Below are 25571 nucleotides of genomic sequence, written 5' to 3' on the forward strand. Positions count from 1 at the left end.
GCCAGCGGGGCGGGGACGCGCATTCATCTAAGAGCAATCGGCATGAAGCGACGCTGAAAATGCGCGCGCCGCCGGGCACCGCGTGGGCCGGGCTTCAGATTTCGCTGTCGCGCAGGTAGTCAAACAGCTCCGCATCGCCCTTCAGCCCCAGCTTGAGCATGGCATCGCCCTTCTGCCGGCTGATGGTGCTCACGCTCTTGTGCAGCTGCAACGCGATCTGCTTGACCGTCAGGCCGCTGCCGAGCAGGCGCAGCACTTCCACTTCGCGTGGTGACAGCGGTTTGGTGCCGGTCTCATCGACGGCGTTGGTGCCGATTGCGTCAATGCGCTCCTTCAACGTGCGGCTGATGTAAGGCAGGCCACGTTGCACCGTCTGGATCGCCACCGGCAGCTCTTCCATCGAGGAGGTCTTGTCCACCAGCCCCAGCACGCCGGTGGAGGCCACCATGCGCAGGATCGCCAGGTTGTTGGACACGCTCAGCATCAGCACCGGCAGGTCCGGGAAGCGGCGGCGGATCAGGCCGATCATGGTGAAGCCGTCAGCATGCTGGCTGCCGGGCATCGAGTAATCGGTGACCAGCATGTCGCACGCGTGCGTGGCCAGTGCGTCGAGTAGTTCGTCGGCGCTGCTGGCCTCGGCCACCACGACGCCCACGCCACTGGATTCGATCACCGCCTTGGTGCCGATCCGGACCACCGGGTGGTCGTCGGCAATGATGATGCGCAGGGTCATGGACTAGTATGCTGACGGAGGTGGACGCCGCGCGGGCCGTGCCGTGGTGGAGACATCATTCTACGGAGATAAGACCGCATGCGTACCCCGGTTGTCCGCTGGCTGGTGCTGATGGTCCTGGCCCTCGTGCCGCCGCTGGCTGCAGCAGAGCAGGCCGCTGGTGCCGCTCCGTCGCTTTCACCGCTGCAGCGCGAGTGGCTTGGTCGGCACCCTACCATCATCCTGGGCCTGTACGACAGCGGCTGGCCGCCGTTCGAGTCGGTTCGTGACGGCCGTCCACAAGGACTGGGTTACGACTACCTCAGCCTGCTCGCACGGCGGCTGGGCGTACGGGTGGACGTGCGCATGTACCGCAGTTGGGGCGAGGTGCTCGACGCCGCCTGCCGGGGCGACGTCGATGTGGTGATGAACGTCACCCTGACCCCCGACCGCGCGCGCTGCATGGTCTACACCCGCGCCTACTTCGATGCGCCCCTGGCGGTGGTGGGGCGCCCGCAGGACACCCGCACCTCGACCGATCCGGACCTGCGCGGGCTGCGCGTGGTGGCCGAGCAGGACTTCGTCACCGGCCAGCAGGTCCGCGCGCGCTTCCCCGGGGCGCTGCAGGTAACCGCGACCGATACCCTGACCGCCTTGAACATGGTCGGCCGCAACACCGCCGACGTGTACATCGGCAACGCCCACGTGGCCAGCGCGCTGATCGCCCAGCACGGGTTGGGCACGGTCAGCCTGCTGCGGCCCAGCGACCTGCCACCGGAGCGCCTGCACTTCGGCGTGCCCACCGCCAACCAGCCCTTGGTGGAGGCCATGGACAACGTGCTCGGGCAATTGACGCGGGCCGAGCGGGACGCCCTGTCCACGCCGTGGCTGACGCCGCTGCAGTGGTCGGGCCAGTCGCGGTTGATCCTGGACAAGGCCGAGCAGCGCGTGTTGTCGACACCGCTGCGCATGGGCTTTGCGCCGAATGCGGCACCGTTGGCATTCGTCGACGCCGCCGACCGGCCCAGCGGGGTGGCCGGCGACTACCTGCGCCAGCTGCGCATGGTCGGTGCGCAGCTGGTGCAGGTGCCGGCGCATGACTGGTTCGAGGTGCGTGAGCAGATGCGTCGCGGCGATGTCGACGCGATCATGGGCATCCCCAACGACTCGACCTACCTGGGAGCGGACTGGGTTTTCAGCGAGCCGTTCATCACCGTACCCAACGTGATCGTGGTGGGTAGCGACAGCCCCTCGGTGCTCAGCCTGGATGACCTGGACGGGCGCAGCGTCCTGCTGTCCGACCCGGACCGGCTGCGCGGCTACATCCTGCAGCAGGCCCCGAATGCGCGGATCGTCCCGGCCCGCAGTATCGAGCAGGCGCTGGAACGGCTGGCCAACGGCGATGCCGATGCCTATGTCGGCAATCTGGCGATGGTCGACCGGATCGTGCGCGACCGTTATCCCGCGCAGCTGCATGTCACCGCGCCGGCCGGCTTCAGTGATCGGTTGTCGCTGGCGGTAAAGCGCCAGTACGCACCGCTGGCGACCACCTTCGACCGGATGCTGGCCAACCTCACCCCGCGCGAGCGCGAGGCGATCCGGGGCGACTGGCTGTCCGCCGAATACCGCAGCGGGCCGGACTGGCGGTTGATCGCCCGCTGGGCGGTGCCGTTGGCGCTGGTGCTGCTCACCGCGATCCTGGTGCACGGCTGGGGCTACTGGCGGCTGCGCCGGGAAGTGGCGATGCGGCGGCGCCTGGAGCAGCGCCTGGAGCAGCGCCTGGCCGAGGTCACCGACAACCTGCCGGCGACCGTCTACCAGGCCCGCCGCGACAGCAATGGCCGGTTCTCCTTCCCCTATATCGCCGGCGACATGGAGGCGTTGTTCGGGATCAGCGCGGCCGAGGCCATTGCCGACGAATCGCGGGTGATCGAGAAGATCGACGCGCAGGACCGCGAACGCGTGCGGGAGGCCCTGGCGCTCGCCGCGCGCGACTTTGCCGCGCTGGACATGGAGTTCCGCACCTGCCCGCATGGCGAAGTACGCTGGATACGCTCGCGCGCGCTGCCCTACGCGGTGGATGAGGGCGAAATGTTGTGGAGCGGCTACTGGGTGGATGTCACCGAGGCCCGGGCCCAGGCCGATGCGCTGGCCAGCGCCAAGGCGGCGGCCGACCGCGCGGCGGCGGCCAAGTCCGACTTCCTGGCCACGATGAGCCACGAGATCCGCACCCCCATGAGCGGCGTGCTGGGCATGGTCGAAGTGCTGGCCCACACCCCGCTGGATGGCGAGCAGCACCGCATCATCGCGGTGATCGAAGACTCGGCGCAGATGCTGCGGCAGATTCTCGACGACATCCTGGACTACTCGCGGATCGAGGCCGGCGCATTGCCGCTGGAACTGCAGCCGGTGGCGCTGCGCAGCCTGCTGGACAACGTCCAGCAGCTGTTGTCCCCGCAGGCATCGGCCAAGGGCCTGCGGCTGCAGTTGGATGTCGACCCGGCGGTGGCGCCGCTGCATCTCGGCGATGGCCTGCGCCTGCGCCAGATCGCGTTCAACCTGCTCAGCAACGCGATCAAGTTCACCGACCACGGCCAGGTGTCCATCGCGCTGGCGCTGGCCGGTGAGGAAGACGGCGCGCAGCATCTGCGCCTGACCATCGCCGATACCGGTATCGGCATCTCCGACGAACAGCGCGAGCGCCTGTTCCAGCCATTTGCGCAGGCCGACATCGCCACCAGCCGGCAGTACGGCGGCACCGGGTTGGGACTGAGCATCTGCCAGCGCCTGGTGGCGTTGATGGGAGGGCGCCTGGAGCTGCACAGCACGCCCGGCGAAGGCACCGAGGTGATCGTGCAGCTGCCGTTGCCGGTGGTTCCGGCCGGCGAAGCGGAGGAGATGCTGCCCACCGACGGCGCGGGGCTGACGGCGCTGCCGCCGGCCCTGCAGGCGCGCCGGGTGCTGGTGGTGGAAGACCATCCCACCAACCAGGCGTTGATGCGCTGGCGCCTGCAGCAGCTGGGGCTGTCCCACGAGGTGGTCATGCACGGACAAGCCGCGCTGGACCTGCTGGAGCACACCGCGTTCGACCTGGTGCTCACCGATTGCCGCATGCCGGTGCTGGATGGTTACGCGATGACCCGGCGGCTGCGTGACCGCGAACGCGAACACGGCCTGCCGCGCATGCCGGTGATCGCCCTGACCGCCAGTGCGCTGGCCGAAGACCGGCAACGCTGCCGCGAGGCGGGCATGGACGACCTGTTGGCCAAGCCGGTGGCACTGGCCACGCTGCGCCAGCTGCTGCTGCGCTGGTTGCCAGGCAGCGGCACTGCCGGGGTCGATGACCGCGCGGTGCCGTCGCTGCCGGTGCACCCGGTGGCGGCACCGACCCGCGCGGCCATCGTCCGGCGTTTCGGCTCCGAACACGTGGCCGGGGTGATGATCGAGAGCATGTGCAGCACTACCGAAGACGATCTTCGCCGCAGCGAGGCCGCGCGCGCCGAGGGTGACAGCGACACGGCGACGGACGTGCTGCATCGCATCGCCGGTGGCCTGGGTACGCTCGGTGCCGGGGCGTTGGCCGGGCAGGCCCACGCGCTGATGCAGCGGGTGGGCGCCGATGGCCTGGCAGCGTGCCGCGAGGACATCGACGCGTTCGAACAGGCGCTGCGCGATTACCTGGCGTCGTTGCAGGCCGGCTGACGCCCGTAGTGGGCTTTCAGCGCGCCTGCTGCAGGTACTCGATCACCTGGCGCCGGCGTTCCGGATCGACGGTCGCGTTGCTCATCCGCGTGCCGGGCACCGCGCGGGTCGGCGAGCGCAGGAAGGTGTCCAGCGTCTGCGCGTTCCAGGTGATCCCGGCTTGGCGCATCGCATTGGAATAGGGATAGTCGCCCAGGCTTCCCGCACGCCGGCCGATCACCCCATGCAGGTTGGGGCCGAAGCGGTGCACGCCGCCGGGGCTGACGGTATGGCAACCGGCACAGATCGCAAACGCGCGCTGCAGCTGCTGCTGATGCAGCGCCTCGGGGGTTTGCGGCGCACCCGTGCAGGCGGCCAGCACCAGGCTGGCCAGTACGATGCAACACAGGCGCATCATTGCCCGTCCGCTGCCGTCACATGCCGGTGTAGTTGGGACCACCGCCGCCCTGCGGGGTCACCCAGACGATGTTCTGGGTGGGGTCCTTGATGTCGCAGGTTTTGCAGTGCACGCAGTTCTGCGCGTTGATCTGCAGCTGCTCCGCACCCTGCGCACCGACGAACTCATACACCCCGGCCGGGCAGTAGCGCGCTTCCGGGCCGGCGTACTCGGCCAGGTTGATCCGCACCGGCACGCTGGGGTCTTTCAGGGTCAGGTGGCCCGGCTGGTCTTCGGCATGGTTGGTGCTGCTCAGGAACACCGAGCTGAGCCGGTCGAAGGTGAGCACGCCATCAGGCTTGGGATAGACGATCCTGGCGTGTTTGTCGGCCGGTTCCAGGCAGGCGTGGTCGGGCGTGCTGTGGCGCAGTGTCCACGGCGGGTTGCGGATGCCCAGCTTGGGCAGCAGCCACTGTTCGATGCCGGTCATCAGCGTGGCCACCTTCTGGCCCTTCTTGAACCATTGCTTGAAGTTCTTGGACTGCTTGAGCTCGTCATGCAGCCAGCTGGCCTCGAAAGCCTGCGGGTAGGCACTGAGCACGTCGTGCTGGCGATCAGCGAGCAGCGCGTCGAAGGCGGCATCGGCGGCCAGCATGCCGGTCTTGATCGCCGCATGGCTGCCCTTGATGCGGCTGACGTTGAGATAGCCCGCTTCGCAGCCGACCAGCGCGCCACCGGGGAACACCGTGGTGGGCAACGACATCAGGCCGCCGGCGGTGATCGCGCGGGCGCCGTAGCCGATCCGCTTGCCGCCTTCCAGGTGCGTGCGGATCGACGGATGGGTTTTGAAACGCTGGAATTCCTCGAAGGGGCTCAGCCACGGATTCTTGTAATCCAGCCCCACCACGTAGCCGATCGAAACCTTGCCGCCCTCGGCGTGGTACAGGAACGCACCGCCATAGGTGTTGGTGTCCAGCGGCCAGCCGGCGGCGTGCACCACCAGGCCCGGCTCATGCTTGGCCGGGTCGATCTGCCACAGTTCCTTGATGCCGATGCCGTAGGCCTGGGGGTCCTTGCCGGCGTCCAGCTGGAAGCGTGCGATCAGCTGGCGGCCGAGGTGGCCGCGCGAGCCTTCGGCGAAAATGGTGTATTTGGCGTGCAGCGCCATGCCGCGTTCAAACGCCGGGCCTGGCTTGCCGTTCTTTTCGATGCCCATGTCGCCGGTGGCCACGCCGATCACCGCACCGGCGTCGTCGTACAGCACTTCGGCGGCCGGGAAGCCCGGGAAGATCGATACTTCCAGTGCTTCGGCCTGCTGGGCCAGCCAGCGGGTGACCTCGCCCAGGCTGACGATGTAGTTGCCCGCGTTGTGGAAGCACTCCGGCAGCAGCGCATGCGGCGTGCCGCGCGCGCCGGTCTCGCTGAGGAACAGGAACTCGTCGCGGGTGACCTGCTGCTTCAATGGTGCGCCGCGCTCGGCCCAGTCGGGGAACAGCTCGGTCAGCGCGCGCGGGTCCATGATCGCGCCGGACAGGATGTGCGCGCCGGGCTCGGAGCCCTTCTCCAGCACACACACCGACAGTTCGCGGCCGGCCTCGATGGCGCGCTGGCGCAGCCGGATCGCCGTGGCAAGGCCGGCGGGGCCGGCGCCGACGATCACCACGTCAAATTCCATGGCTTCACGCGGGGGCAGGGCGGTGGTTTCTTCGCTCATGGTGGTGCGTAACTCTTGGGTAGTGCTGCTGGCCGGGCCGACAGCGGTTGCCTGGGAATCGCGCGCGGAACACACGGCGCAGCGGCTGGATCAGAGCAGCAGGGTAACGGGACGCGGCGTTTACGCCTAGATCGGCGATGCCGACGCGAGCGCTACATGAGTTTTGCTGCGGTGCGTCAATTGGTCGGCACGGTTGCCGCGTATGGCCGCAGCGGTCAGCCGGTGGCATCGAACGCATCGTGGTAGCGCACCTCGGCGTCCGGGCTGTCGCCCAGCAGGTGGCGCGCCTGGAAGTACGCCGGCGGCATGCCCGGCAGCCGCAGCCGTGCATCGGCCACGAAGCCGAAGCGCGCGTAGTAGCCCGGATCGCCCAGCACCACGCAGCCGGCGGCCTGGCGCTGCTGCAGCGCTTGGATCGCCGCATGGATCAGCGCACTGCCGATGCCACGGCGCTGTTGCGCCGGGGCCACCGACACCGGCCCAAGCCCGTACCAGTGCGGGCTGCCATCGCTGAGCGTGACCGGCGACAGCGCCACGTGGCCGACCAGGCCGTGCTGGTCTTCGGCCACCAGCGACACCGGCAACGCACCGGCGGCACGCAGGGCATCGACGATGAACTGTTCGCTGTGGCTGCTGTACGCCATCGTGGCGAAGGCTTCGCGGGTAAGGGCGTGGATGGCGGCGTGATCGTCGGGGCGTTCGGCGCGGATCTGCATGGCCGGTTCCGGTACGGTGGGGAATGCCAGTGTAGGTCGTGCTGCGGCATGCCTTGGCCGGCGGCGGCGCAACCACCACAATGGGCGCCTGTTCGCTTGCCATCAGCCCCGGGTAGCCATGTCTCTGAATCCGTACGATCTGTTTGATGTCCGTTCGCTGCTCAGCGAGGAGGAACTCGCCGTGCAGGCCTCGGTGGCGCGCTTCACCGATGAGCGCGTGCTGCCGATCATCGGCGATGCGTTCGACCAGGGCCGTTTCCCGGACGAGTTGATCGGCGAGATCGCCAGCCTTGGCCTGCTGGGCTGCAGCCTGCCCGAGCAGTACGGCGGTGGTGGCCTGAACGCGGTCAGCTACGGCTTGATCTGCCAGGAGCTGGAGCGTGGCGACTCCGGCCTGCGCAGCTTCGTGTCGGTGCAGAGCTCGCTGTGCATGTACCCGATCTTCGCCTACGGCACCGAAGAGCAGCGCCTGCGCTGGTTGCCGGACATGGCCGCCGGCAAGGTGATCGGCTGCTTCGGCCTGACCGAGGCCCATGGTGGCTCGGACCCGGCGGCGATGAAGACGCGTGCGGTCCGCGACGGTAGCGATTGGGTCGTCAACGGCAGCAAGATGTGGATCACCAGCGGCCCGGTCGCCGACATCGCCATTGTCTGGGCGCACACCGAAGACGGCATCCAGGGTTTCGTGCTGGAGAAGGGCATGCCTGGTTTCAGCACGCAGGAGATCAAGCGCAAGATGAGCCTGCGCGCGTCGCTGACCGGCGCGTTGTTCTTCGACAACGTGCGCGTGCCCGAGCGCAACCGCCTGCCCAACGTGCAGGGCCTGAAAGGTCCGCTGGGGTGCCTCAACCAGGCCCGTTACGGGATCAGCTGGGGCCCGATCGGGGCGGCGGTCGCCTGCCTGGACGAGGCCTTGAACTACACCAAGCAGCGGGTGCTGTTCGGGCGGCCGGTGGCGGCCACGCAGAGCGCGCAGATCAAGCTGGCCGACATGGCGCGGCGGATCACCACCGCGCAGTTGCTGGCATTGCAGCTGGGCCGGCTGAAGGATGCCGGGCAGCTGCAGCCGCAGCAGGTGAGCCTGGCCAAGTGGAACAACTGCCGCATGGCCATCGACATCGCCCGCGAATGCCGCGACCTGCTTGGCGGCGCCGGCATCACCACCGAACACATGGCCATCCGGCATGCGTTGAACCTGGAATCGGTGATTACCTATGAAGGCACCGAGACCGTGCACCAGCTGGTGATCGGGCGTGAGCTGACCGGCATCAACGCGTTCTGACCCAGCCGGCCCATTGAAGCAGCCGACCAACGGTCGGCTCTACCGCGCTCTACGGACGTAGGTGTCGACCGTTGGTCGGCACGCGCGCTCACCCGCCGCCGGCGAACCCGTGCTGTCGCCAGGCCTCGTACATCACCACCGCTACGGTGTTGGACAGATTGAGGCTGCGGTTATCCGGCTGCATCGGCAGGCGCAGGCGGCGGCCATCGGGCAGGGCATCGAGCAGGTCCTGCGGCAGGCCGCGGGTTTCCGGGCCGAACAGGAAGGCATCGCCATCGTCGAACTGCGGGGTGTCGTAGCGCACGCTGCCGCGGGTACTCAGGGCGAACAGACGCGTAGGTGCAATGGCCTGCAGGGCGGTATCCAGGTCTGGATGAACCTGCAGGCGTGCGTATTCGTGATAGTCCAGGCCGGCGCGCTTGAGCTGCTTGTCGCTCAGGTCGAAACCGAGCGGCTCGATCAGGTGCAGCCGCGCGCCGGTGTTGGCGCAGAGGCGGATCACATTGCCGGTGTTCGGCGGGATTTCGGGTTGGAACAGGATGACGTGGAACGTGGGTGCGGTCATCGCGGCAGTTTACGCCGCCGCTGCGACCGATCGCAGCGGCTTACCGACGGACCAGCACCGATGCGGCGGTTTCCAGGGCCAGGGCCTGCAGGTCCGACGGCGACGGGCGCACCTGCAGGGTGGGCAGGTTGATGATCACTTCATGGGCGGCCGCGCTGGCAACGGCGGTGGCTGCGGCGGTGAAGCTGGCGACATAGCCGCGATCATTGGCCTGCTCGGCGGCCAGGGCCTGGTACTGATCGGCGGTCGGGCGCACTTCAACGGCGGCCAGGGTGGTGACGCGGCGGCTGTTGGCCAGTTCCATGCGGTAGTCGGCGATCAGGCCGGCACCCGGACGGACTTCCACGACGGCCAGGGTCGGGATGCTGCTGTTGCGCTCGACGTTGGCCTGGGCGATCTGGTCGGCCGACGGGCGCACCTGCACGGCATCCAGGTTGACGATGGAGGAGGCGGCCTGCACGTTGGAAGCAAACGCGGTGCCGGCGGCGAGGGCGATGGCGATGGCGAGGGTCTTGGTGTTCATGGCTGGGCCTATTTAGTGTTGGTGGGCAGTGGTGTGGTAGTAAGGTAGTACACCGATCCGGGGCTTGCAAGAAGAATTTCAGTTTTCTTGCATCTGTTCAGCGATCAGTCAGTTTTGCTCTGCTCGCCGTCTTGCCTCCCCCAGTACCAAGCAGGCTTCGTGCCAACTTCAAGTTGTTGATTTAAAAGGGTTGAATTCCGGTTTCAGGGTGTCCGCTGTCCGGACACCTGTCCGTTTGGCCGGCGCGGCGGTCCGTTGCGACCCGGGCGGGACGGGCGGCGGCATGCAATGACTGTTGGCCGATGCCCTTGCCGGCCACCACGCGCTAGCATCGGCCTTCATCTTCATGACCAAGGAATCGGAATGACCGCCAAACTTCGTCCGCGTGCTGCGCTGCTGGCTGTAGCGCTTTCTGCCGCATTGGGCAGCCTGGTGCCGTCGCCGGTGCTGGCCAAGCCGGCCGCGCCGGCCAAGGTCGACATTCCGTTCGAGCAGTTCACCCTTCCCAACGGCCTGCGCGTGATCGTGCATACCGACCGCAAGGCGCCGATCGTCGCGGTCAACGTCTGGTACCACGTGGGCAGCAAGGACGAGCCGGCCGGTCGGACCGGTTTTGCGCACCTGTTCGAGCATCTGATGTTCCAGGGCAGCGAAAACCACAGCGGCGAGTATTTCGAACCGTTCAAGCAGGTCGGCGTCACCGGCCAGAACGGCACCACCAATACCGACCGCACCAATTACTTCGAGAACGTGCCGACCACCGCGCTGGACATGGCGCTGTGGATGGAGTCCGACCGCATGGGCCACCTGCTGGGCGCGATCGACCAGGCCGCCCTGGACGAGCAGCGCGGCGTGGTCCAGAACGAGAAGCGCCAGGGCGAAAACCAGCCCTATGGCCAGGTCTGGGAAAAGCTGACCCGCGCCATGTACCCGGAAGGCCACCCGTATCACCACAGCGTGATCGGCTCGATGAATGACCTCAACGCGGCGTCGCTGGATGACGTCAAGACCTGGTTCCGCACCTGGTACGGCCCCAACAATGCAGTCCTGGTGCTGGCCGGCGACATCGACCTGGCCACCGCCAAGGACAAGGTCGCCCGTTACTTCGGCGACATCCCGGCCGGCCCGAGCATGGCCCAGCCCACGGTGGACGTGGCCAAGCGCGAAAAAAGCACGCGTGAGGTGATGACCGACAAGGTGCCGCAGGCGCGCATCTACCGCGCCTGGAACGTGGCCCAGGTCGGTACCACCGACATCGACCAGCTGCAGTTGTTCGCCCAGGTGCTGGGCGGGGCCAAGTCCTCGCGCCTGGACCAGCGCCTGCTGCACCAGGACAAGCTGGTGGACAACATCAGTGCCGGCGCTTACAGCTCGCAGCTGGGCTCCAACTTCGTGGTGATGGCCAGCGTCAAGCAGGGCGTGGACCCGGCCAAGGTAGAGGCGATCATCGATGAAGAGATCCAGCGCCTGGTCAAGGACGGCCCGACCGCCGACGAACTGAGCCGCGGCAAGACCGCCTTCCGCGCCGGCTTCATCCGCGGCATCGAACGCATCGGCGGTTTCGGCGGCAAGGCCGACGCGCTGGCCGAATGCGCCGTGTACGAAGGCGACCCGGGCTGTTTCCGCCGGTCGCTGGCCAACATCGATGCGGCCAGCGCGGCCGACGTGCGCGCCGTGGGCGGCAAGTGGCTGGGCGTGGGCGACCACACCATCGTGGTCGAACCGGGCGCGCGCGTGGCCCTGGCCGAACTGCCGTCGCAATTGCCCAAGCCGTTCAACGTGCCCGCGGTGGACCCGGCCTTCAGCACCCTGCCCAAGCAGGTCGACCGCAGCAGCGGCGTACCGCAGACCAGAACCTTCCCCGAACTGAAGTTCCCGCAGCTGCACCGCGCCACGTTGAAGAACGGCACCCAGGTGATCCTGGCCGAGCGCCACGACATTCCGGTGGTGCAGTTCAGCTATGAATTCCCGGGGGGCTTCACCGCCGACCAGGGCCGCAAGCAGGGCACCGCCAACTTCACCATGGAACTGATGGGCGAAGGCGCCGGCAAGCTCGGCGCACTGCCCTTCGCCGATGCCGCCGATGCGTTGGGCGCCAGCCTGGGCGCGTCGGCCTCGCTGGACAGCGCCAGCGTCTACCTGTCCGCACTGAAGGAAAACCTGGCCCCGTCGCTGGCCCTGTATGCCGACATGCTGCGCCAGCCGCGCTTCGAGCAGGGCGAGATCGACCGGGTCAAGGCGACCTGGATCGCCGGCATCCAGCAGGAGAAGGTCAACCCGAGCGCCGCGGCGATGCGGGTGATGCCGACCCTGCTGTACGGCGCGGGCCACCCGTATGCGATTCCGTTCACCGGCAGCGGCAACGAAGCGGACATCCAGTCGCTGACCCGCGCCGACCTGGTCGATTTCCACCGCGATGCGCTGCGCCCCGAACAGGCCACCCTGATCGTGGTGGGCGATACCACCCTGAAGGAAATCGTGCCGCTGCTGGAGCGCCAGCTCAGTGGCTGGAAGAGCGACGGCGCCGCGCCGACACTGAAGGCCCCGGTCGATGTGCCGCGCCCGTCCCACGCCCGCGTGTTCCTGATCGACCAGCCCGGTGCGGTGCAGGCCAACCTGTTTGCCAGCCAGCTGGTGCCCTCGGCGATGGACCCGGCCGCCACGCGCTTTGATATCGCCAACGGCGTGCTCGGCGGCGACTTCACCTCGCGCCTGAACATGAACCTGCGCGAGCAGAAGCACTGGTCCTACGGCGCCGGCAGCAGTGCCGCCAACACCTTGGGCCAGCGCCCGTGGGGCGCGCGCGCACCGGTGCAGATCGACAAGACCGCCGAGTCGATGAAGGAGATGCAGAAGGACATCGCCGAGTTTGCCAGCGGTGCCCGCCCGGTGACCGCCGATGAAGTGGCGCGGATCCGCAACATCCAGACCCTGAGCCTGCCCGGCGCGTACGAAACCGCCAGCGCGGTGCTGGGCACCATCAGCGGCATCGTGCGTTACCAGCGCCCGGACGACTATGTGTTCAAGCGCAAGGCCGAGATCGAGGCGATGACCCCGGCCCAGGTGCAGCAGGCCGCGACCACGCTCGACCCCAACACCCTCACCTGGGTGGTGGTCGGCGATCTCAAGCAGACCGAGAAGGAAGTGCGCGCGCTGAACATCGGCGAGGTCCACGTCATCGACGCCGACGGCAAGGAAGTGGCCCCGGCCCCCGCCACCCGGTAGTGCCGGCCGCTGGCCGGCAACCTCAAGGACCTGCCGAAGCAGGGTGCCGGGCCACCACCCGGCACCCCATCACCCCCGATTCAGCCGTTTCCCGCACACTCCTTTCTCGTCGCCCAGCCAGGTTTCCCACATGCGCGTTCTCCTGCTTTCCCTGCTCACCCTCAGCGTCACCGCCTGCACCTGGGTGCCGATCGAACCGTCGGGCAAGACCGTGCGCGTGCTGCCGGCCGGGCAGGTGCCCAGCGGTTGCCAGGCCAAGGGCGAGGTGGTGGTGACGGTCAAGAGCAAGGTGGCCTTCTACAACCGCAACCCGTTGCGGGTGCAGGAAGAACTGGAAACCCTGGCCCGCAATGAAGCCCCCAGCGCCGGGGCCAATGCGGTCCAGGCGTCCGGGCAGCCGGCCGACGGCAGCCAGCGCTTCCTGGCCTTCCAGTGCCCGCCCCGCTGAACCCTTCAGCAGGCCCGCCGGACCATACGCCCGAACCTGAATTCGTAAAGGTGCGGTGAAGGCGGCGCCGGCTTACAATAACGCCCCCTTTGCCTGAGCCTTGGCGCTAACTGATGCTCTTCAAGAATGTCTCTATCGCCGGCCTGGCGCACATCGACGCGCCGCACACGCTGACGTCCAAGGAAATCAACGAGCGTCTGCAGCCGACGCTGGATCGCCTGGGCATCCGCACCGACGTGCTCGGTGACATCGCCGGCATCCATGCCCGCCGCCTGTGGGACGCGGACATGCTCGCCTCCGACGCGGCCACCCTGGCGGCCCGCAAGGCGTTGGAAGACGCAGGCATCGGCGCCGACAAGATCGGCCTGCTGGTCAACACCTCGGTCAGCCGCGACTACCTGGAACCGTCCACGGCCAGCATCGTCTCGGGCAACCTGGGCGTGGGCGATGAGTGCATGAACTTCGACGTTGCCAACGCCTGTCTTGCCTTCATCAATGGCATGGACATCGCCGCGCGCATGCTCGAGCGTGGTGAAATCGACTACGCGCTGATCGTCGATGGCGAAACCGCCAACCTGGTCTACGAGAAGACCCTTGAGCGCATGGCCTTGCCGGGCGTGACCGCCGAGGACTTCCGCAACGAGATGGCCGCCCTGACCCTGGGCTGCGGCGCCGCTGCGATGGTGATGGCGCGCACCGAGCTGGTGCCCGACGCGCCGCGTTACCGCGGTGGCGTGACCCGCTCGGCCACCGAGTGGAACCAGCTGTGTCGCGGCAACCTGGACCGCATGGTCACCGACACCCGCATGCTGCTGATCGAAGGCATCAAGCTGGCGCAGAAGACCTTCATCGCCGCGCGCGAAGCGCTGGGCTGGGCGGTGGACGAGCTGGACCAGTTCGTCATCCACCAGGTCAGCCAGCCGCACACTGCCGCGTTCATCAAGAACTTCGGCATCGATCCGAAGAAGGTCATGACCATCTTCGGCGAGCACGGCAACATCGGCCCGGCCTCGGTGCCGATCGTGCTGAGCAAGCTCAAGCAGCTGGGCAAGCTGAAGAAAGGCGACCGCATCGCGCTGCTGGGCATCGGCTCGGGCCTGAACTGCTCGATGGCCGAAGTGGTCTGGTAAACACGTCCCGGGTCGACCCGACCACATGGGTCGACCCACCGGGCTGCCAGGGCACGTGCGAATAATCGAACCACTGCCCCATTCATGTTCGAATTTTGTGTAATTTTAGACATGTAGTCGACATCATGTCGATTCCATCGACATGAGGCGTCCGCGTGGATCTTCAGCGTCCCTACAACGATCTGCCGTTGCTGCCTCCCGCTGCCGAGCTTGAGACCCGGGAGATGCTCAAGGCCTGCATCGAGGCCCACAAAGCGTTGGCGTCCCTGCGTCGCGCCACCGAACATCTGCCCAACCCGGCGGTATTGATCAACACCATTCCGCTGCTGGAAGCCCAGGCAAGCTCGGAAATCGAGAATATCGTCACCACGGCGGACGAGCTGTTCCGTTTTGCCGACCACCAGGACGCGGCTGCCCCGGCCACGCGCGAAGCACTGCGCTATCGCAGTGCGCTTCAGGAGGGGTTTCAATCGCTCGCCGAGCGCCCGCTGTCGACCCGGACCGCTGAAGTCGTCTGCAGCCGCATCAAGAACGCGGACATGCAGGTGCGGCGCGTCCCAGGCACGGCATTGGCGAACCAGCACACCGGCGCGGTGATCTACACCCCGCCTGCCGGTGAACCCCTGCTGCGCGAGAAACTGGCCAACTGGGAGCGCTTCATCCATGACCATGGCGACATCGATCCGTTGATCCGCATGGCAGTAGCGCACTACCAGTTTGAAGCCATCCATCCGTTCACCGATGGCAATGGCCGTACCGGACGCGTCCTCAACCTGTTGATGCTGGTCGAGCAGGACCTGCTGGATCGCCCCGTGCTCTATCTGTCGCGCTACATCATCGAGCGCAAGGCCGAATACTATCGGCTGCTGCTTGCGGTCACCTGCGAGGGTGCCTGGGCGCCGTGGGTGGCGTACATGCTGGATGCCGTCGCCGACACCGCGCGCTGGACCAGTGCCAAGATCGATGCGATCCGCCACCTTCACGAACAGGCCTGTGAGTGGGTCCGCCAGCATCGGCCGAAGACTTATAGTCGCGAACTGATCGATGTCCTCTTCAGTCAGCCGTACTGCCGTATCCAGAACGTTGTCGACGCGGGGATCGCCAAGCGGGAAACCGCCGCGCGTTACCTGCGTGAACTGGTCGATATCGGCATGCTCGAAGAGCAGCGCATGGGCAAGGAAAAGCTGTTTCTGCACCCGGCCTACCTGCGGCTTCTATCCGACAATGATCATGCACCTGTGCGGTATGTACTGCCGCAGGAGCGTTGAACGTGGGCTCGTGCCGAGGCGCGGGCCTGGTGAAAATCTACAAGGCGATGATGCCTTCAGCATCAACAGGTTACGGTTTCAATGAATCTTCCCGGTTATCCCGCTAGTCCAAAGAAGTTCGACGTCCGCCCCGGCCTGTCGATGAATTACCTCGACGAAGGTCCGCGCGACGGCGAGGTGGTGGTGATGGTCCACGGCAACCCGTCCTGGAGCTATTACTGGCGCACGCTGGTGGACGGGCTGTCGGACAAATATCGCTGCATCGTGCCCGACCATATCGGCATGGGCCTGTCGGACAAACCCGATGACGCGCACTACGACTACACCCTGCAGTCGCGCGTGGATGACCTCGACGCGCTGCTGGCGCACCTGGGCATCACCGGCCCGGTGACCCTGGCCGTGCACGACTGGGGCGGCATGATCGGCTTTGGTTGGGCGCTGTCGCACCATGACCAGGTCAAGCGCCTGGTGGTGCTCAACACCGCGGCGTTCCCGATGCCGGCCGCCAAGAAGATGCCGTGGCAGATCGGGCTGGGCCGGCACTGGAAGATCGGCGAGTGGATCATCCGCAGCTTCAATGCGTTCTCGTCCGGCGCCTCATGGCTGGGCGTGGAACGCAGGATGCCGGCCGACGTGCGTCGCGCCTACGTGTCGCCATACAACAGCTACGCCAACCGCATCAGCACCATCCGCTTCATGCAGGACATTCCGCTGAGCCCGGCCGACAAGGCCTGGTCGCTGCTGGAGCGTTCCGGGCAGATCCTGCCGTCTTTCGCCGACCGCCCGGCCTTCATCGGCTGGGGCCTGCGCGACTTCGTGTTCGACCACCACTTCCTGGAAGGCTTCCAGGCGGCGCTGCCGCAGGCGCAGGTGCACGCCTTCGAGGATGCCGGGCATTACGTGCTGGAAGACAAGCACGAGGTGCTGGTACCGAAGATCCGGGCGTTCCTGGACGCCAACCCGATCTGAACGGCGTGACGACCAACGGTCGTCACCTACCGGGTGGCGATCAGGGTAGGTGACGACCGTTGGTCGTCACGCTCTCCGTCACGCCGCGATCGGGGCCGGTGGCGCCGGCGAACTGCCGTTGTCATCGGGATGATCATCGTCATTGCCCGCCTCGTCCCGCCACCGCCAGTCGGCCAGGGTCAGTGCCGGCATGCCATGGGCCGCGCGCGCCTTGTCGCACTGCGCGCTGGCCTTGCCGTATTCCCACGAGGCGTCCACCTCGCGGCACACGCTGGGGCGGTTGGGGTGGATGCTGCAGCGTGAATACACCCCGATTTCCGCATCCAGGGCCACGCAGTACACCGGCTTGGACACGGTGCCGCGCATGCACAGCCGGTGCGGGTCCAGCACCTGGGTCAATTCGTGCGGCACGCCGCCGGGGGTGGTCTCGTCCGATTCCATCCAATGGAACGCCACACGGAACTGGGTGCAGCAGGCGCCGCAGGTGAGGCAGGGATGGGGCATGGGGCGCCGGCCTTGGGCGGCAGCAAGCAGGGAGGAAGCGCGCGATTTTCCATGACCGTGGCCGGCGCGCAAGATTTTTCTGCAGCGGCGACAATGAACCGATGAACAGCCCCGCCAACATTGCCGCCCGCCTGCCCGAGCTGGCCCGTGAACGCCCCGACCAGATCGCCATCCGCTGCCCGGGCAAGCCCGGCCCCGGCGGCATGGCCGCCTACGATGTCACCCTGGATTACCGCACCCTCAACGCGCGCAGCGATGCGATGGCCGCCGGCCTGGCCGCGCACGGCATTGGCCGTGGGGTGCGCGCGGTGGTGATGGTGCGGCCCTCGCCGGCCTTCTTCCTGCTGATGTTCGCCCTGTTCAAGAACGGCGCCGTGCCGGTACTGGTCGACCCCGGTATCGACAAGCGCGCGCTGAAGCAGTGCCTGGACGAGGCACAGCCGCAGGCCTTCATCGGCATCGGCCTGGCCCACGTGGCGCGGTTGCTGCTGCGCTGGTGCCCGGGCGCGAAGACGCTGGTCACGGTGGGCCGCCGCTGGGGCTGGGGTGGCAGCACCCTGGCCCGGATCGAGGCCGATGGCGCGCGTGCGCCGCAGCCAATGGCGGCCACCGATGGCGAAGACGTGGCGGCGATCCTGTTCACCAGCGGCTCCACCGGGGTGCCCAAGGGCGTGGTCTACCGGCACCGTCACTTCGTCGGCCAGGTCGACCTGCTGCGTTCGGCGTTCGGCATGGAGCCGGGCGGCGTCGACCTGCCCACCTTCCCCCCGTTTGCGCTGTTCGACCCGGCGCTGGGGCTGACCTCGGTGATCCCGGACATGGACCCGACCCGCCCGGCCCAGGCTGACCCGCGCAAGCTGCACGACGCCATCAGCCGCTTCGGCATCACCCAGTTGTTCGGCTCGCCGGCGCTGATGCGGGTGCTGGCCGACCACGGCCAGCCGCTGACCGGCGTGCGCCGGGTCACCTCGGCCGGCGCGCCGGTGCCGCCAGACGTGGTCGCGCGGATCCGCCGGCTGCTGCCGGCCGATGCCGAATTCTGGACGCCGTATGGCGCCACCGAATGCCTGCCGGTGGCGGTGATCGAAGGCCGCGAACTGGAGAGCACCCGCCAGGCCACCGAACAGGGCGCCGGCACCTGCGTCGGCCGTGTGGTCGCGCCCAACCAGGTGCGCATCATCGCCATCGACGACGCGCCGCTGCCGGACTGGTCGCAGGTGCGCGAGGTGGCCGACGGCGAGGTCGGCGAAATCACCGTGGCCGGGCCGACTGCCACCGACAGCTATTTCAACCGCCCGCAGGCCACCGCCGCGGCCAAGATCGGCGAAACATTGGCCGACGGCAGCACGCGCGTGGTGCATCGGATGGGCGATGTCGGCTACTTCGATGCGCAGGGCCGGTTGTGGTTCTGCGGGCGCAAGACCCAGCGCCTGCACACCGTGCACGGTCCGCTGTACACCGAACAGGTGGAGCCGGTGTTCAATGCGCTGGACGGGATCGCGCGGACCGCGCTGGTCGGCGTCGGTGCGCAGGGCCAGCAGCAGCCGGTGCTATGCGTGGAACTGCGGCCTGGCGTGGCCGACACCGCCGCGCTGCGCGGGCGTCTGCGCGCCGAAGCCGCTGCGCATCCGCACACCGCACGCATCGAGCGCTTCCTGGTGCATGCCGGTTTCCCGGTGGATATCCGCCACAACGCCAAGATCGGCCGCGAAAAGCTGGCGGTCTGGGCGGCAACCCAAGTGGAACAACGCACATGAAGATCCTGGTGACCGGTGGTGGTGGCTTTCTCGGGCAGGCGCTGTGCCGCGGCCTGGTCGAACGTGGCCACCAGGTGCTCAGCTTCAACCGTGGCCACTATCCGCCACTGGCCGCGCTGGGCGTGGGCCAGATCCGCGGCGACCTGGCCGATGCCGATGCCGTGCGGCACGCGGTGGCCGGGGTCGATGCGGTGTTCCACAACGGTGCCAAGGCCGGTGCCTGGGGCAGCTATGACAGCTACCACCAGGCCAACGTGGTGGGCACCGACAATGTCATCGCCGGGTGTCGCGAACATGGCGTGGGCAAGCTGGTGTACACCTCCACGCCCAGCGTGACCCATCGCGCCACCCACCCGGTGGAAGGCCTGGGCGCGGACGAAGTGCCCTATGGCGAAGACTTCCAGGCGCCGTATGCGGCGACCAAGACCCTCGCCGAGCAGCGCGTGCTGGCCGCCAACGATGCGCAGCTGGCCACGGTGGCGTTGCGCCCGCGCCTGATCTGGGGCCCGGGCGACCAGCAACTGGTGCCGCGCCTGGCCGAGCGCGCGCGCGCCGGACGGCTGCGCATCGTCGGCGACGGCACCAACCTGGTGGACACCACCTACATCGACAACGCCGCGCTTGCACACTTCCTGGCCTTCGACCACCTCGCGCCCGGCGCCGCCTGCGCGGGCAAGGCCTACTTCATCTCCAACGGCGAACCGCTGCCGATGCGCGAGCTGCTCAACAAGCTGTTGGCGGCGGTGGGCGCACCGGGCGTGGAGAAATCGATCAGCTTCAAGACCGCCTACCGCATCGGCGCGGTGGCCGAGCGCCTATGGCCGCTGCTGCGCCTGCGCGGCGAGCCGCCGATGACGCGTTTCCTGGCCGAGCAGCTGTGCACGCCGCACTGGTACAGCATGGAACCGGCACGCCGCGACTTCGGTTACGTGCCGCAGGTAAGCATTGACGAAGGGCTCACGAGACTGAAGTCTTCATCGCATCCACAGGCAGCCATCACTTCCTGAACACCGCGCTTTGGTGACCATGGCAGCACGCCAATCCGGCACGCATCACCCGAGGATCGACATGCTGCATTACGCCGTCATTTTCTTTGTCATCGCCATCATCGCGGCGGTGCTCGGCTTCTCCGGCATCGCCGGCGCCGCCAGCAACGTTGCGTGGATCCTGTTCGTGGTCTTCCTGATCCTGGCGGTGGTGTCGATGTTCCGCAAGCGCGGGTAGAGGCCGCAGGTCAGCCCGGGCTAGCTCTCTTGCGGCGTGGGATGACCGACACGGCCCACCGACGGCCTGATGCTCCGGCGAGTGTCAGGCCGTCGTCGTGTCAGGCCACCGGGGTGATGGAACTGCGCAGCTCGCGCTCGTGCTGGTGCCGCTGCAGGGCCAGCTCCAGCAGCCGGGTGATCAGCGCGGTGTAGCCCAGCCCGCTGGCCGCCCACAGCTTGGGATACATGCTGATCCGGGTGAAGCCGGGCAGGGTGTTGATCTCGTTGATGACCACCTCGCCCTCGGGCGACAGGAACACATCCACCCGCGCCAACCCGGCGCAGTCCAGCGCCTGGTAGGCGCGCACGGCGATCTGGCGGATGCGCTGCTGGTCGGCCTCGCTGATATCGGCCGGTACCACCACGTCCGCGCCATGTTCGCTGATGTACTTGGTGTCGTACGAGTAGAACTCGTCATGCACCACCACCTCGCCGCACACGCTGGCTTCGGGGTGCTCGTTGCCGAGCACGGCGCACTCGATTTCACGGCCGGCGATGGCCGTTTCCACCAGCGCCTTGTGGTCGTAGGACAAGGCCAGTGCCAATGCCTGCTGGAATTCCTGCGCATTGCGCACCTTGCTCACGCCGACCGACGAGCCCTGGTTGGCCGGCTTGACGAACAGGGGCGAGCCCAGCTGCGCGACCAGCGCGGGGTAATCGGCCTGAGCCGCGCTGATGCGGTTGAAGCAGGCGAACGGCGCCACTGCCAGCCCCGCATCGCGCAACAGGCGCTTGGCCACGTCCTTGTCCATCGCCACTGCCGAGCCCAGCACGCCGGCACCGACGAACGGCAGGTTGGCCATGCGCAGCAGGCCCTGCAGCGAGCCATCTTCGCCCAGCGTGCCGTGCACGATCGGAAACACCACATCGATCTGTTCCAGCACCGCGCTGGGCGTGGTCGGCACCAGCTGCTGGCGCTCCAGCCCGGGCAGCACCGCCACCGCATGGCCCGAGCGATGCAGCGCGATCCGGGCCGGGTCGTCGGCATGCAGCAGGAACCCCTGCGGGTCGCTGACATGCCACTGGCCCTGCTTGTCGATGCCGATCAGGGTGACGTCGAAGCGTTCCTTGTCCAAGGCATCGACGATGTTCTTCGCCGACTGCAACGAGACCTCGTGCTCGGCCGAACGGCCACCAAAGATGATGCCTACCCGCGTCTTGCCCATGCCTGCTGCCGCTCCTGCGTGTTCTGGAACCGCAAGGATGGACCTGCACGCGGTGCGTGGCAAAAAAGGTTCTTCTCCCCTCTGTCGGAAAAGCACAACGCGCGCTGCAAGGGTGGCTGAGATATGCGTCACCACCAACGGTGGTGACCTACCCGCACCGCAAGCCGAGCCCCTTGGCGGCCGGCAGGCCCTTGGCAAAATAAAGGAGGAGGCCGTCGCCGCAGGCGGCGGCCGGGGGACATTTGCACAAGGGCCTGCCGGCCGCCAAGCGGCCCGGACGCTCGCGCTGAAGCCAAGCGAAGACCCCATGCAGGCCGCGGTCGCCCAGCCTGCGGACGCCCGTCGTTCAAGGGGGCACGGTAGAATGCAGCGATGGCTCGCTCCCTCTTCCCTTCACTCAAGCCGCTGGCCGGCAATGCGCTGCAACTGGCGCTCAACCGTGCCCTGGCGCTGGACCCGGACACCCGCAGTGCGCTGGCCGCGCTGGATGGCCGCCATATCGCGCTCACCCTGGAGTCGCCCGCGCTGGCGATGCGCATCGGCGTCGATGGCCAACGCCTGACCGTTGGCCCGGTCGACCCGCAGCAGCCGCCGGACCTGGCAGTGCGCAGCACCCTGGCCGGGGTGTTGGCGCAGCTGCCGTTGCTGGCCAATGCACGCCGTGGCGGCGACGCCCCAGCCGGGCGGGTCAACGTATCTGGCGATGCCGAACTGGCCCGCCGCCTGCAACAGCTCGCCAGCCGTTTCGACCCGGACTGGCAGCAACCGTTCGTGCGCGTGTTCGGCGAGATCCTCGGGGTACAGGTCGCCAACAGCCTGCGCAAGGCCCTGCAGCACGCCCGCCGTGGCGCGTCCGACCTGGCGCACAGCGCCGCCGAATATGTCACCGAGGAGTCCCGCGACGTGGTACCGCGAGCAGAACTGGACGCTTTCCATGACGACGTGGACGTGATCCGCGATGACGTCGAACGCATCGCCGTGCGCGTGCAGCGGCTGCGCCAGGTGCGCGCATGAAGGCGATGTTCCGCGCCAGCCGCATCGGCCGGGTGATCCTGCGTTACCGCCTGGATGATCTGCTCGAAGGCACCGTGGTGGAGCGTTGGCTGCGCCTGGCCAAGCCGTTCGTCCCGCGCGCCTCGGCCGATATCGCCGCACAGTCGCGCGGCGCCCGGCTGCGCCTGGCGCTGCAGGACCTCGGCCCAATCTTCGTCAAGTTCGGGCAGATCCTGTCCACCCGCCGCGACCTGATCCCGGCCGACATCGCCAACGAACTCACCCTGCTGCAGGACCGGGTCAAGCCCTTCGACGGCGCCGCCGCCCAGCGCATCGTCGAACAGGCACTGGGCCGCCCGGTCAGCGAAGCGTTCGCCAGCTTCGACCTGCAGCCGCTGGCCTCCGCCTCGATCGCCCAGGTGCACGCGGCCACCCTGGCCGATGGCCGCCAGGTGGTGGTCAAGGTGCTGCGCCCGGATATCGAAAAGCAGATCGACGCCGACATCGCCCTGCTCAAATCCGCCGCCGCGCTGGTCGAACGCACCCATCCGCGTGCCGACAAGATCCGCCCGCGCGAAGTCGTGGCCGAAGTGGAAAACACCCTCGCCGCCGAACTGGACCTGCAGCGCGAAGGCGCCAACGCCAGCGTACTGCGCCGCAACTGGATCGATTCGGACGACCTGTACGTGCCCGAAGTGATCTGGAGCCATACCGCCGAGCGCGCACTCACCCTGGAACGGGTGTGGGGTATTCCGTCGGACGACATCGCCGCACTGGACAAGGCCGGCATCGACCGCAAGGCGCTGGCCGCCAAGGGCGTGCGCGTGTTCTACACGCAGGTGTTCCGCGACAACTTCTTCCATGCCGATGCGCACGCCGGCAACATCTGGGTCGACATCGACCCGGCGCGCCGCGACAACCCGCGTTTCATCGCGCTGGATTTCGGCATCATGGGCCAGCTCTCCGAGGAAGATCAGTACTACCTCGCCGAGAACTTCATGGCCATCTTCAACAAGGACTACCGGCGCATGGCCGAGCTCCATGTCGAAGCCGGCTGGATGCCCAACAACGTGCGCATCGATGAGCTGGAAGCGGCCGCACGCTCGGTGTGCGAGCCGTACTTCACCCGCCCGCTGTCGCAGATCTCGCTGGCCGAAGTGCTGATCAAGCTGTTCCGCGTCGCCCAGCGCTACGAGCTGACGCTGCAGCCGCAGCTGATCCTGCTGCAGAAGACCCTGCTCAACATCGAAGGCGTGGGCCGCCAGCTCGACCCGGAACTGGATATCTGGGCGGTGGCGCGGCCGGTGCTGGAACGCATCCTGCGCGAACGCTACAGCCCGCGCCGGGTGCTGAAGGAGCTGCGCAAGCGCCTGCCGGAAATCATGACCCACACCCCGGACATGCCGCGCCTGGTGCATGCCTGGCTGCGCCAACAGGTGGAGGGCGGGCACGAACTGTCGATGCGTTCGGCCGACCTGGTGGCGCTCAATACCAACCTGCTGAAACTGCAGAAACGGGCCGTTGCCGCCATTGCCGGCGTAGGCTTGTTGATCGTCGCGGCGGTGCTGTATGGCATGCAGCCGGGCGGTTGGTACTTCGGCGATGCCCCGGTGTGGAGCTGGGTGAGTGGCGCAGCCGGTCTGTTCTCGCTGGCCAGTGCCTGGTGGCGGCGCTGACATCACGCTGCAGGCACTCAAGGACGCGCTGGCGCGGTTGTGCTGACAGCAACAGCGAACGGATCGCGGTGCGCAACGCCTGAATCGGCACCGATGGCGCTGCCAGCGCCCGGCAGGGATAATCGATCGGTGAACGACACCGATACCGATACCGCTGCTGCGCCGGACACCCTCCGCGCGCCCGCCCCCCTGCAGCTGCTGCACCTGGATGACCGCCTGGCCGTGGTCAACAAGCCTGCCGGGCTGATGGTCCACGACAGCAAGCTCGCACGCGGCGAAGACGACTTCCTCGCCGACCGCCTGCGCGACCAGCTCGGCAAGCCGATCTTCCTGGTGCACCGGCTCGACCGTGCCACCAGCGGGTGCCTGCTGCTGGCCTTCGACCGCGAGAGCGCCAGCGTGCTCGGCAAGTCGCTGATGGGCGGCGATGTCAGCAAGGACTACCTGGCGATCTGCCGCGGCTGGCCTGCCGAAGCAACCTTCACCGTCGACCATGACCTGGACGGTGGCCCGGGCAAGCCGGTCAAGAAGCAGGCCATCACCCATTTCCAGCGCGTGGCCGTGGGCGAGATCGCCGTACCGGTGGGCGAGTTTGAAACCTCCCGCTACGCGCTGCTGCGCTGCCAACCGCAGACCGGCCGCTTCCGCCAGATCCGCCGCCACCTCAAGCACCTGTCGCATCACCTGATCGGCGACACCAGCCACGGTGACGGCCGCCACAACCGCAGCTTCCGCATGCAGGGGATCCACCGCATGCTGCTGCACGCCGAACGCCTGCGCTTCCCGCATCCCGATGGCACGCCGATGGATGTCAGCGCCCCGGTGGAGGGTGAGTTCGCCAAGGCGATGGATCTGTTCGGCTGGGATGTGGCCTGACCGCACACCGGACCCCGTAGAGCCGACCGTTGGTCGGCTGCTCTTCCCCCGGCGCCGGTGTGTGCAGCCGACCAACGGTCGGCTCTACGGGGGGCGTTACCGGGTTACTTCGCGGCCGGTGCCGGCGCCTCGTTCATGATCGCTTCCAGGTCCTTCTGCAGGTCCACAAACAGTGGCTGCATCTTTTCCTGGATGGCCACCATCACGTTCTGCATCAGCGCCGGGGTCTTGTCCAGCAGGCTCTGCCCGGCCGAGCTCTCGTAGAACTCGGCCATCGCCAGCACGTCCTCCTTGCTGAAGCTCTTCTTGTAGAGATCCACGTACATCGGCCGCAGCTGCTGCCACGACAACGCCTGGCGGATGGTCTGCGTGGTGCGTGCTTCCATCCGCTTCATCTGTTCCTGCTGTTGCGGATCGAGCTGCCGCTGCTGGGCCACCTGCTGGAACTGCTGGGCCTGCATCGCTTCGATCTGCGGCAGCATGCTGTCCAACATGGTCTGCGCGCGCGAGGCGGCCAACAGGCGGTTGATGTCGGCATCGGACGGCGGCGCGGCCAGCGCCGGCGCGATCACGGCCAGGCCCAGCGCCAGGCCCAGGACAAATCGGGTCAGGCCACGTCGGGCCTGTGGGCGGATCGAAAGCATGTGCGGAGCATCCTGCGTTGCATGGAAGCCCCAGAATACCCGCGATGGTGTCATCAGGCT

The 25571-nt window shown here is 67.5% G+C and carries 22 protein-coding genes; 13 read left to right on the top strand and 9 right to left on the bottom strand.

All coding sequences use genetic code 11. The features are described 5' to 3' along the window. Positions 1 to 94: 94 nt before the first annotated feature. Positions 95 to 733, bottom strand: coding sequence for a response regulator (locus AC3IR9_RS00840; RefSeq protein WP_489293406.1), 639 nt, complete (start codon positions 731 to 733; stop codon positions 95 to 97). A gap of 78 nt (positions 734 to 811) precedes the next feature. On the opposite strand from AC3IR9_RS00840, the gene AC3IR9_RS00845 reads away from it, so the two are divergent. After that, positions 812 to 4414, top strand: coding sequence for an ATP-binding protein (locus AC3IR9_RS00845; RefSeq protein WP_489293408.1), 3603 nt, complete (start codon positions 812 to 814; stop codon positions 4412 to 4414). A 16-nt stretch (positions 4415 to 4430) separates the two neighbouring features. Here AC3IR9_RS00845 and AC3IR9_RS00850 read toward each other — a convergent pair whose 3' ends face one another. The 3 genes from AC3IR9_RS00850 to AC3IR9_RS00860 form a co-directional block, all read right to left on the bottom strand. After that, complete coding sequence (locus tag AC3IR9_RS00850) at positions 4431 to 4808, bottom strand: c-type cytochrome (RefSeq protein ID WP_489293410.1); 378 nt, start codon at positions 4806 to 4808, stop codon at positions 4431 to 4433. 19 nt (positions 4809 to 4827) lie between these two features. After that, entirely contained in the window at positions 4828 to 6504 is a 1677-nt protein-coding gene (locus tag AC3IR9_RS00855; RefSeq protein WP_489293412.1) for an electron transfer flavoprotein-ubiquinone oxidoreductase, read from the bottom strand. A gap of 215 nt (positions 6505 to 6719) precedes the next feature. Further along, on the bottom strand, positions 6720 to 7220 hold the full coding sequence (locus tag AC3IR9_RS00860; RefSeq protein ID WP_489293414.1) for a GNAT family N-acetyltransferase: 501 nt from the start codon (positions 7218 to 7220) through the stop codon (positions 6720 to 6722). A 118-nt stretch (positions 7221 to 7338) separates the two neighbouring features. Between AC3IR9_RS00860 and AC3IR9_RS00865 the strand changes: the two genes are divergently transcribed. After that, complete coding sequence (locus AC3IR9_RS00865) at positions 7339 to 8502, top strand: acyl-CoA dehydrogenase family protein (protein ID WP_489293416.1); 1164 nt, start codon at positions 7339 to 7341, stop codon at positions 8500 to 8502. Between the two features lie 88 nt (positions 8503 to 8590). Here AC3IR9_RS00865 and trmL read toward each other — a convergent pair whose 3' ends face one another. Beyond that, the gene (gene trmL, locus AC3IR9_RS00870; protein WP_489293417.1) at positions 8591 to 9067 is read right to left on the bottom strand and encodes a tRNA (uridine(34)/cytosine(34)/5-carboxymethylaminomethyluridine(34)-2'-O)-methyltransferase TrmL; all 477 of its coding nucleotides are present in this window, start codon (positions 9065 to 9067) and stop codon (positions 8591 to 8593) included. 40 nt (positions 9068 to 9107) lie between these two features. Continuing rightward, positions 9108 to 9590: an XAC0231 family protein gene (locus AC3IR9_RS00875; RefSeq protein WP_489293419.1), complete on the bottom strand. Its 483-nt coding sequence runs from the start codon at positions 9588 to 9590 to the stop codon at positions 9108 to 9110. Between the two features lie 363 nt (positions 9591 to 9953). Between AC3IR9_RS00875 and AC3IR9_RS00880 the strand changes: the two genes are divergently transcribed. The 5 genes from AC3IR9_RS00880 (at position 9954) to AC3IR9_RS00900 (ending at position 16630) form a co-directional block, all read left to right on the top strand. Beyond that, the gene (locus AC3IR9_RS00880; RefSeq protein WP_489293420.1) at positions 9954 to 12815 is read left to right on the top strand and encodes a M16 family metallopeptidase; all 2862 of its coding nucleotides are present in this window, start codon (positions 9954 to 9956) and stop codon (positions 12813 to 12815) included. A 130-nt stretch (positions 12816 to 12945) separates the two neighbouring features. After that, entirely contained in the window at positions 12946 to 13263 is a 318-nt protein-coding gene (locus AC3IR9_RS00885) for a DUF4156 domain-containing protein (RefSeq protein ID WP_489293422.1), read from the top strand. A 113-nt stretch (positions 13264 to 13376) separates the two neighbouring features. Next, complete coding sequence (locus AC3IR9_RS00890; RefSeq protein WP_489293423.1) at positions 13377 to 14393, top strand: 3-oxoacyl-ACP synthase III; 1017 nt, start codon at positions 13377 to 13379, stop codon at positions 14391 to 14393. 155 nt (positions 14394 to 14548) lie between these two features. Next, positions 14549 to 15661, top strand: coding sequence for a protein adenylyltransferase Fic (gene fic, locus AC3IR9_RS00895; protein ID WP_489293425.1), 1113 nt, complete (start codon positions 14549 to 14551; stop codon positions 15659 to 15661). An 81-nt stretch (positions 15662 to 15742) separates the two neighbouring features. Beyond that, on the top strand, positions 15743 to 16630 hold the full coding sequence (locus AC3IR9_RS00900) for an alpha/beta fold hydrolase (protein ID WP_489293427.1): 888 nt from the start codon (positions 15743 to 15745) through the stop codon (positions 16628 to 16630). A 78-nt stretch (positions 16631 to 16708) separates the two neighbouring features. On the opposite strand, the gene AC3IR9_RS00905 is transcribed toward AC3IR9_RS00900, so the two are convergent. Then, positions 16709 to 17134 carry a YkgJ family cysteine cluster protein gene (locus tag AC3IR9_RS00905; protein WP_489293428.1) on the bottom strand — a complete coding sequence of 142 codons (426 nt, stop codon included), beginning with the start codon at positions 17132 to 17134 and terminating at the stop codon, positions 16709 to 16711. 101 nt (positions 17135 to 17235) lie between these two features. On the opposite strand from AC3IR9_RS00905, the gene oleC reads away from it, so the two are divergent. The 3 genes from oleC to AC3IR9_RS00920 all read left to right on the top strand — a co-directional run bounded on the left by oleC (position 17236) and on the right by AC3IR9_RS00920 (position 20115). Next, positions 17236 to 18891, top strand: coding sequence for an olefin beta-lactone synthetase (oleC, locus tag AC3IR9_RS00910; RefSeq protein WP_489293429.1), 1656 nt, complete (start codon positions 17236 to 17238; stop codon positions 18889 to 18891). Beyond that, a complete protein-coding gene (oleD, locus tag AC3IR9_RS00915) occupies positions 18888 to 19898 on the top strand; it encodes a 2-alkyl-3-oxoalkanoate reductase (protein WP_489293431.1) in 1011 nt (336 codons plus the stop codon). The genes oleC and oleD overlap by 4 nt, the downstream gene beginning before the upstream one ends. Before the next feature lie 61 nt (positions 19899 to 19959). Next, complete coding sequence (locus AC3IR9_RS00920; RefSeq protein WP_481476846.1) at positions 19960 to 20115, top strand: DUF1328 domain-containing protein; 156 nt, start codon at positions 19960 to 19962, stop codon at positions 20113 to 20115. A gap of 100 nt (positions 20116 to 20215) precedes the next feature. On the opposite strand, the gene ddlA is transcribed toward AC3IR9_RS00920, so the two are convergent. After that, on the bottom strand, positions 20216 to 21322 hold the full coding sequence (ddlA, locus tag AC3IR9_RS00925; protein ID WP_489293433.1) for a D-alanine--D-alanine ligase: 1107 nt from the start codon (positions 21320 to 21322) through the stop codon (positions 20216 to 20218). A 372-nt stretch (positions 21323 to 21694) separates the two neighbouring features. On the opposite strand from ddlA, the gene AC3IR9_RS00930 reads away from it, so the two are divergent. The 3 genes from AC3IR9_RS00930 to AC3IR9_RS00940 all read left to right on the top strand — a co-directional run bounded on the left by AC3IR9_RS00930 (position 21695) and on the right by AC3IR9_RS00940 (position 24867). Next, positions 21695 to 22336: a ubiquinone biosynthesis accessory factor UbiJ gene (locus tag AC3IR9_RS00930; RefSeq protein ID WP_489293434.1), complete on the top strand. Its 642-nt coding sequence runs from the start codon at positions 21695 to 21697 to the stop codon at positions 22334 to 22336. Then, positions 22333 to 23991, top strand: a complete 1659-nt coding sequence (gene ubiB, locus AC3IR9_RS00935; RefSeq protein WP_489293436.1) for a ubiquinone biosynthesis regulatory protein kinase UbiB — start codon at positions 22333 to 22335, stop codon at positions 23989 to 23991. The genes AC3IR9_RS00930 and ubiB overlap by 4 nt, the downstream gene beginning before the upstream one ends. Before the next feature lie 93 nt (positions 23992 to 24084). Beyond that, positions 24085 to 24867 (top strand): pseudouridine synthase, encoded by a 783-nt coding sequence (locus AC3IR9_RS00940; protein ID WP_489293437.1) that lies wholly within the window; start codon positions 24085 to 24087, stop codon positions 24865 to 24867. Between the two features lie 104 nt (positions 24868 to 24971). Here the strand turns inward: AC3IR9_RS00940 and AC3IR9_RS00945 are convergent, their stop codons facing one another. After that, positions 24972 to 25511, bottom strand: a complete 540-nt coding sequence (locus AC3IR9_RS00945; RefSeq protein ID WP_489293438.1) for a DUF2059 domain-containing protein — start codon at positions 25509 to 25511, stop codon at positions 24972 to 24974. Positions 25512 to 25571 lie beyond the last annotated feature (60 nt).

The sequence above is a fragment of the Stenotrophomonas sp. GL_101 genome (assembly GCF_057835675.1).

Coding starts and splice junctions, on each gene's coding strand:
- trmL (WP_489293417.1), bottom strand. CDS start 9,067: ATGACCGCACCCACGTTCCACGTCATCCTGTTCCAACCCGAAATCCCG.
- oleC (WP_489293429.1), top strand. CDS start 17,236: ATGAACAGCCCCGCCAACATTGCCGCCCGCCTGCCCGAGCTGGCCCGT.
- AC3IR9_RS00865 (WP_489293416.1), top strand. CDS start 7,339: ATGTCTCTGAATCCGTACGATCTGTTTGATGTCCGTTCGCTGCTCAGC.
- AC3IR9_RS00845 (WP_489293408.1), top strand. CDS start 812: ATGCGTACCCCGGTTGTCCGCTGGCTGGTGCTGATGGTCCTGGCCCTC.
- AC3IR9_RS00875 (WP_489293419.1), bottom strand. CDS start 9,590: ATGAACACCAAGACCCTCGCCATCGCCATCGCCCTCGCCGCCGGCACC.
- ddlA (WP_489293433.1), bottom strand. CDS start 21,322: ATGGGCAAGACGCGGGTAGGCATCATCTTTGGTGGCCGTTCGGCCGAG.
- AC3IR9_RS00945 (WP_489293438.1), bottom strand. CDS start 25,511: ATGCTTTCGATCCGCCCACAGGCCCGACGTGGCCTGACCCGATTTGTC.
- AC3IR9_RS00905 (WP_489293428.1), bottom strand. CDS start 17,134: ATGCCCCATCCCTGCCTCACCTGCGGCGCCTGCTGCACCCAGTTCCGT.
- AC3IR9_RS00900 (WP_489293427.1), top strand. CDS start 15,743: ATGAATCTTCCCGGTTATCCCGCTAGTCCAAAGAAGTTCGACGTCCGC.
- AC3IR9_RS00890 (WP_489293423.1), top strand. CDS start 13,377: ATGCTCTTCAAGAATGTCTCTATCGCCGGCCTGGCGCACATCGACGCG.
- AC3IR9_RS00920 (WP_481476846.1), top strand. CDS start 19,960: ATGCTGCATTACGCCGTCATTTTCTTTGTCATCGCCATCATCGCGGCG.
- ubiB (WP_489293436.1), top strand. CDS start 22,333: ATGAAGGCGATGTTCCGCGCCAGCCGCATCGGCCGGGTGATCCTGCGT.
- AC3IR9_RS00850 (WP_489293410.1), bottom strand. CDS start 4,808: ATGCGCCTGTGTTGCATCGTACTGGCCAGCCTGGTGCTGGCCGCCTGC.
- AC3IR9_RS00930 (WP_489293434.1), top strand. CDS start 21,695: ATGGCTCGCTCCCTCTTCCCTTCACTCAAGCCGCTGGCCGGCAATGCG.
- AC3IR9_RS00880 (WP_489293420.1), top strand. CDS start 9,954: ATGACCGCCAAACTTCGTCCGCGTGCTGCGCTGCTGGCTGTAGCGCTT.
- AC3IR9_RS00940 (WP_489293437.1), top strand. CDS start 24,085: ATGGCGCTGCCAGCGCCCGGCAGGGATAATCGATCGGTGAACGACACC.
- AC3IR9_RS00855 (WP_489293412.1), bottom strand. CDS start 6,504: ATGAGCGAAGAAACCACCGCCCTGCCCCCGCGTGAAGCCATGGAATTT.
- AC3IR9_RS00840 (WP_489293406.1), bottom strand. CDS start 733: ATGACCCTGCGCATCATCATTGCCGACGACCACCCGGTGGTCCGGATC.
- AC3IR9_RS00860 (WP_489293414.1), bottom strand. CDS start 7,220: ATGCAGATCCGCGCCGAACGCCCCGACGATCACGCCGCCATCCACGCC.
- oleD (WP_489293431.1), top strand. CDS start 18,888: ATGAAGATCCTGGTGACCGGTGGTGGTGGCTTTCTCGGGCAGGCGCTG.
- AC3IR9_RS00885 (WP_489293422.1), top strand. CDS start 12,946: ATGCGCGTTCTCCTGCTTTCCCTGCTCACCCTCAGCGTCACCGCCTGC.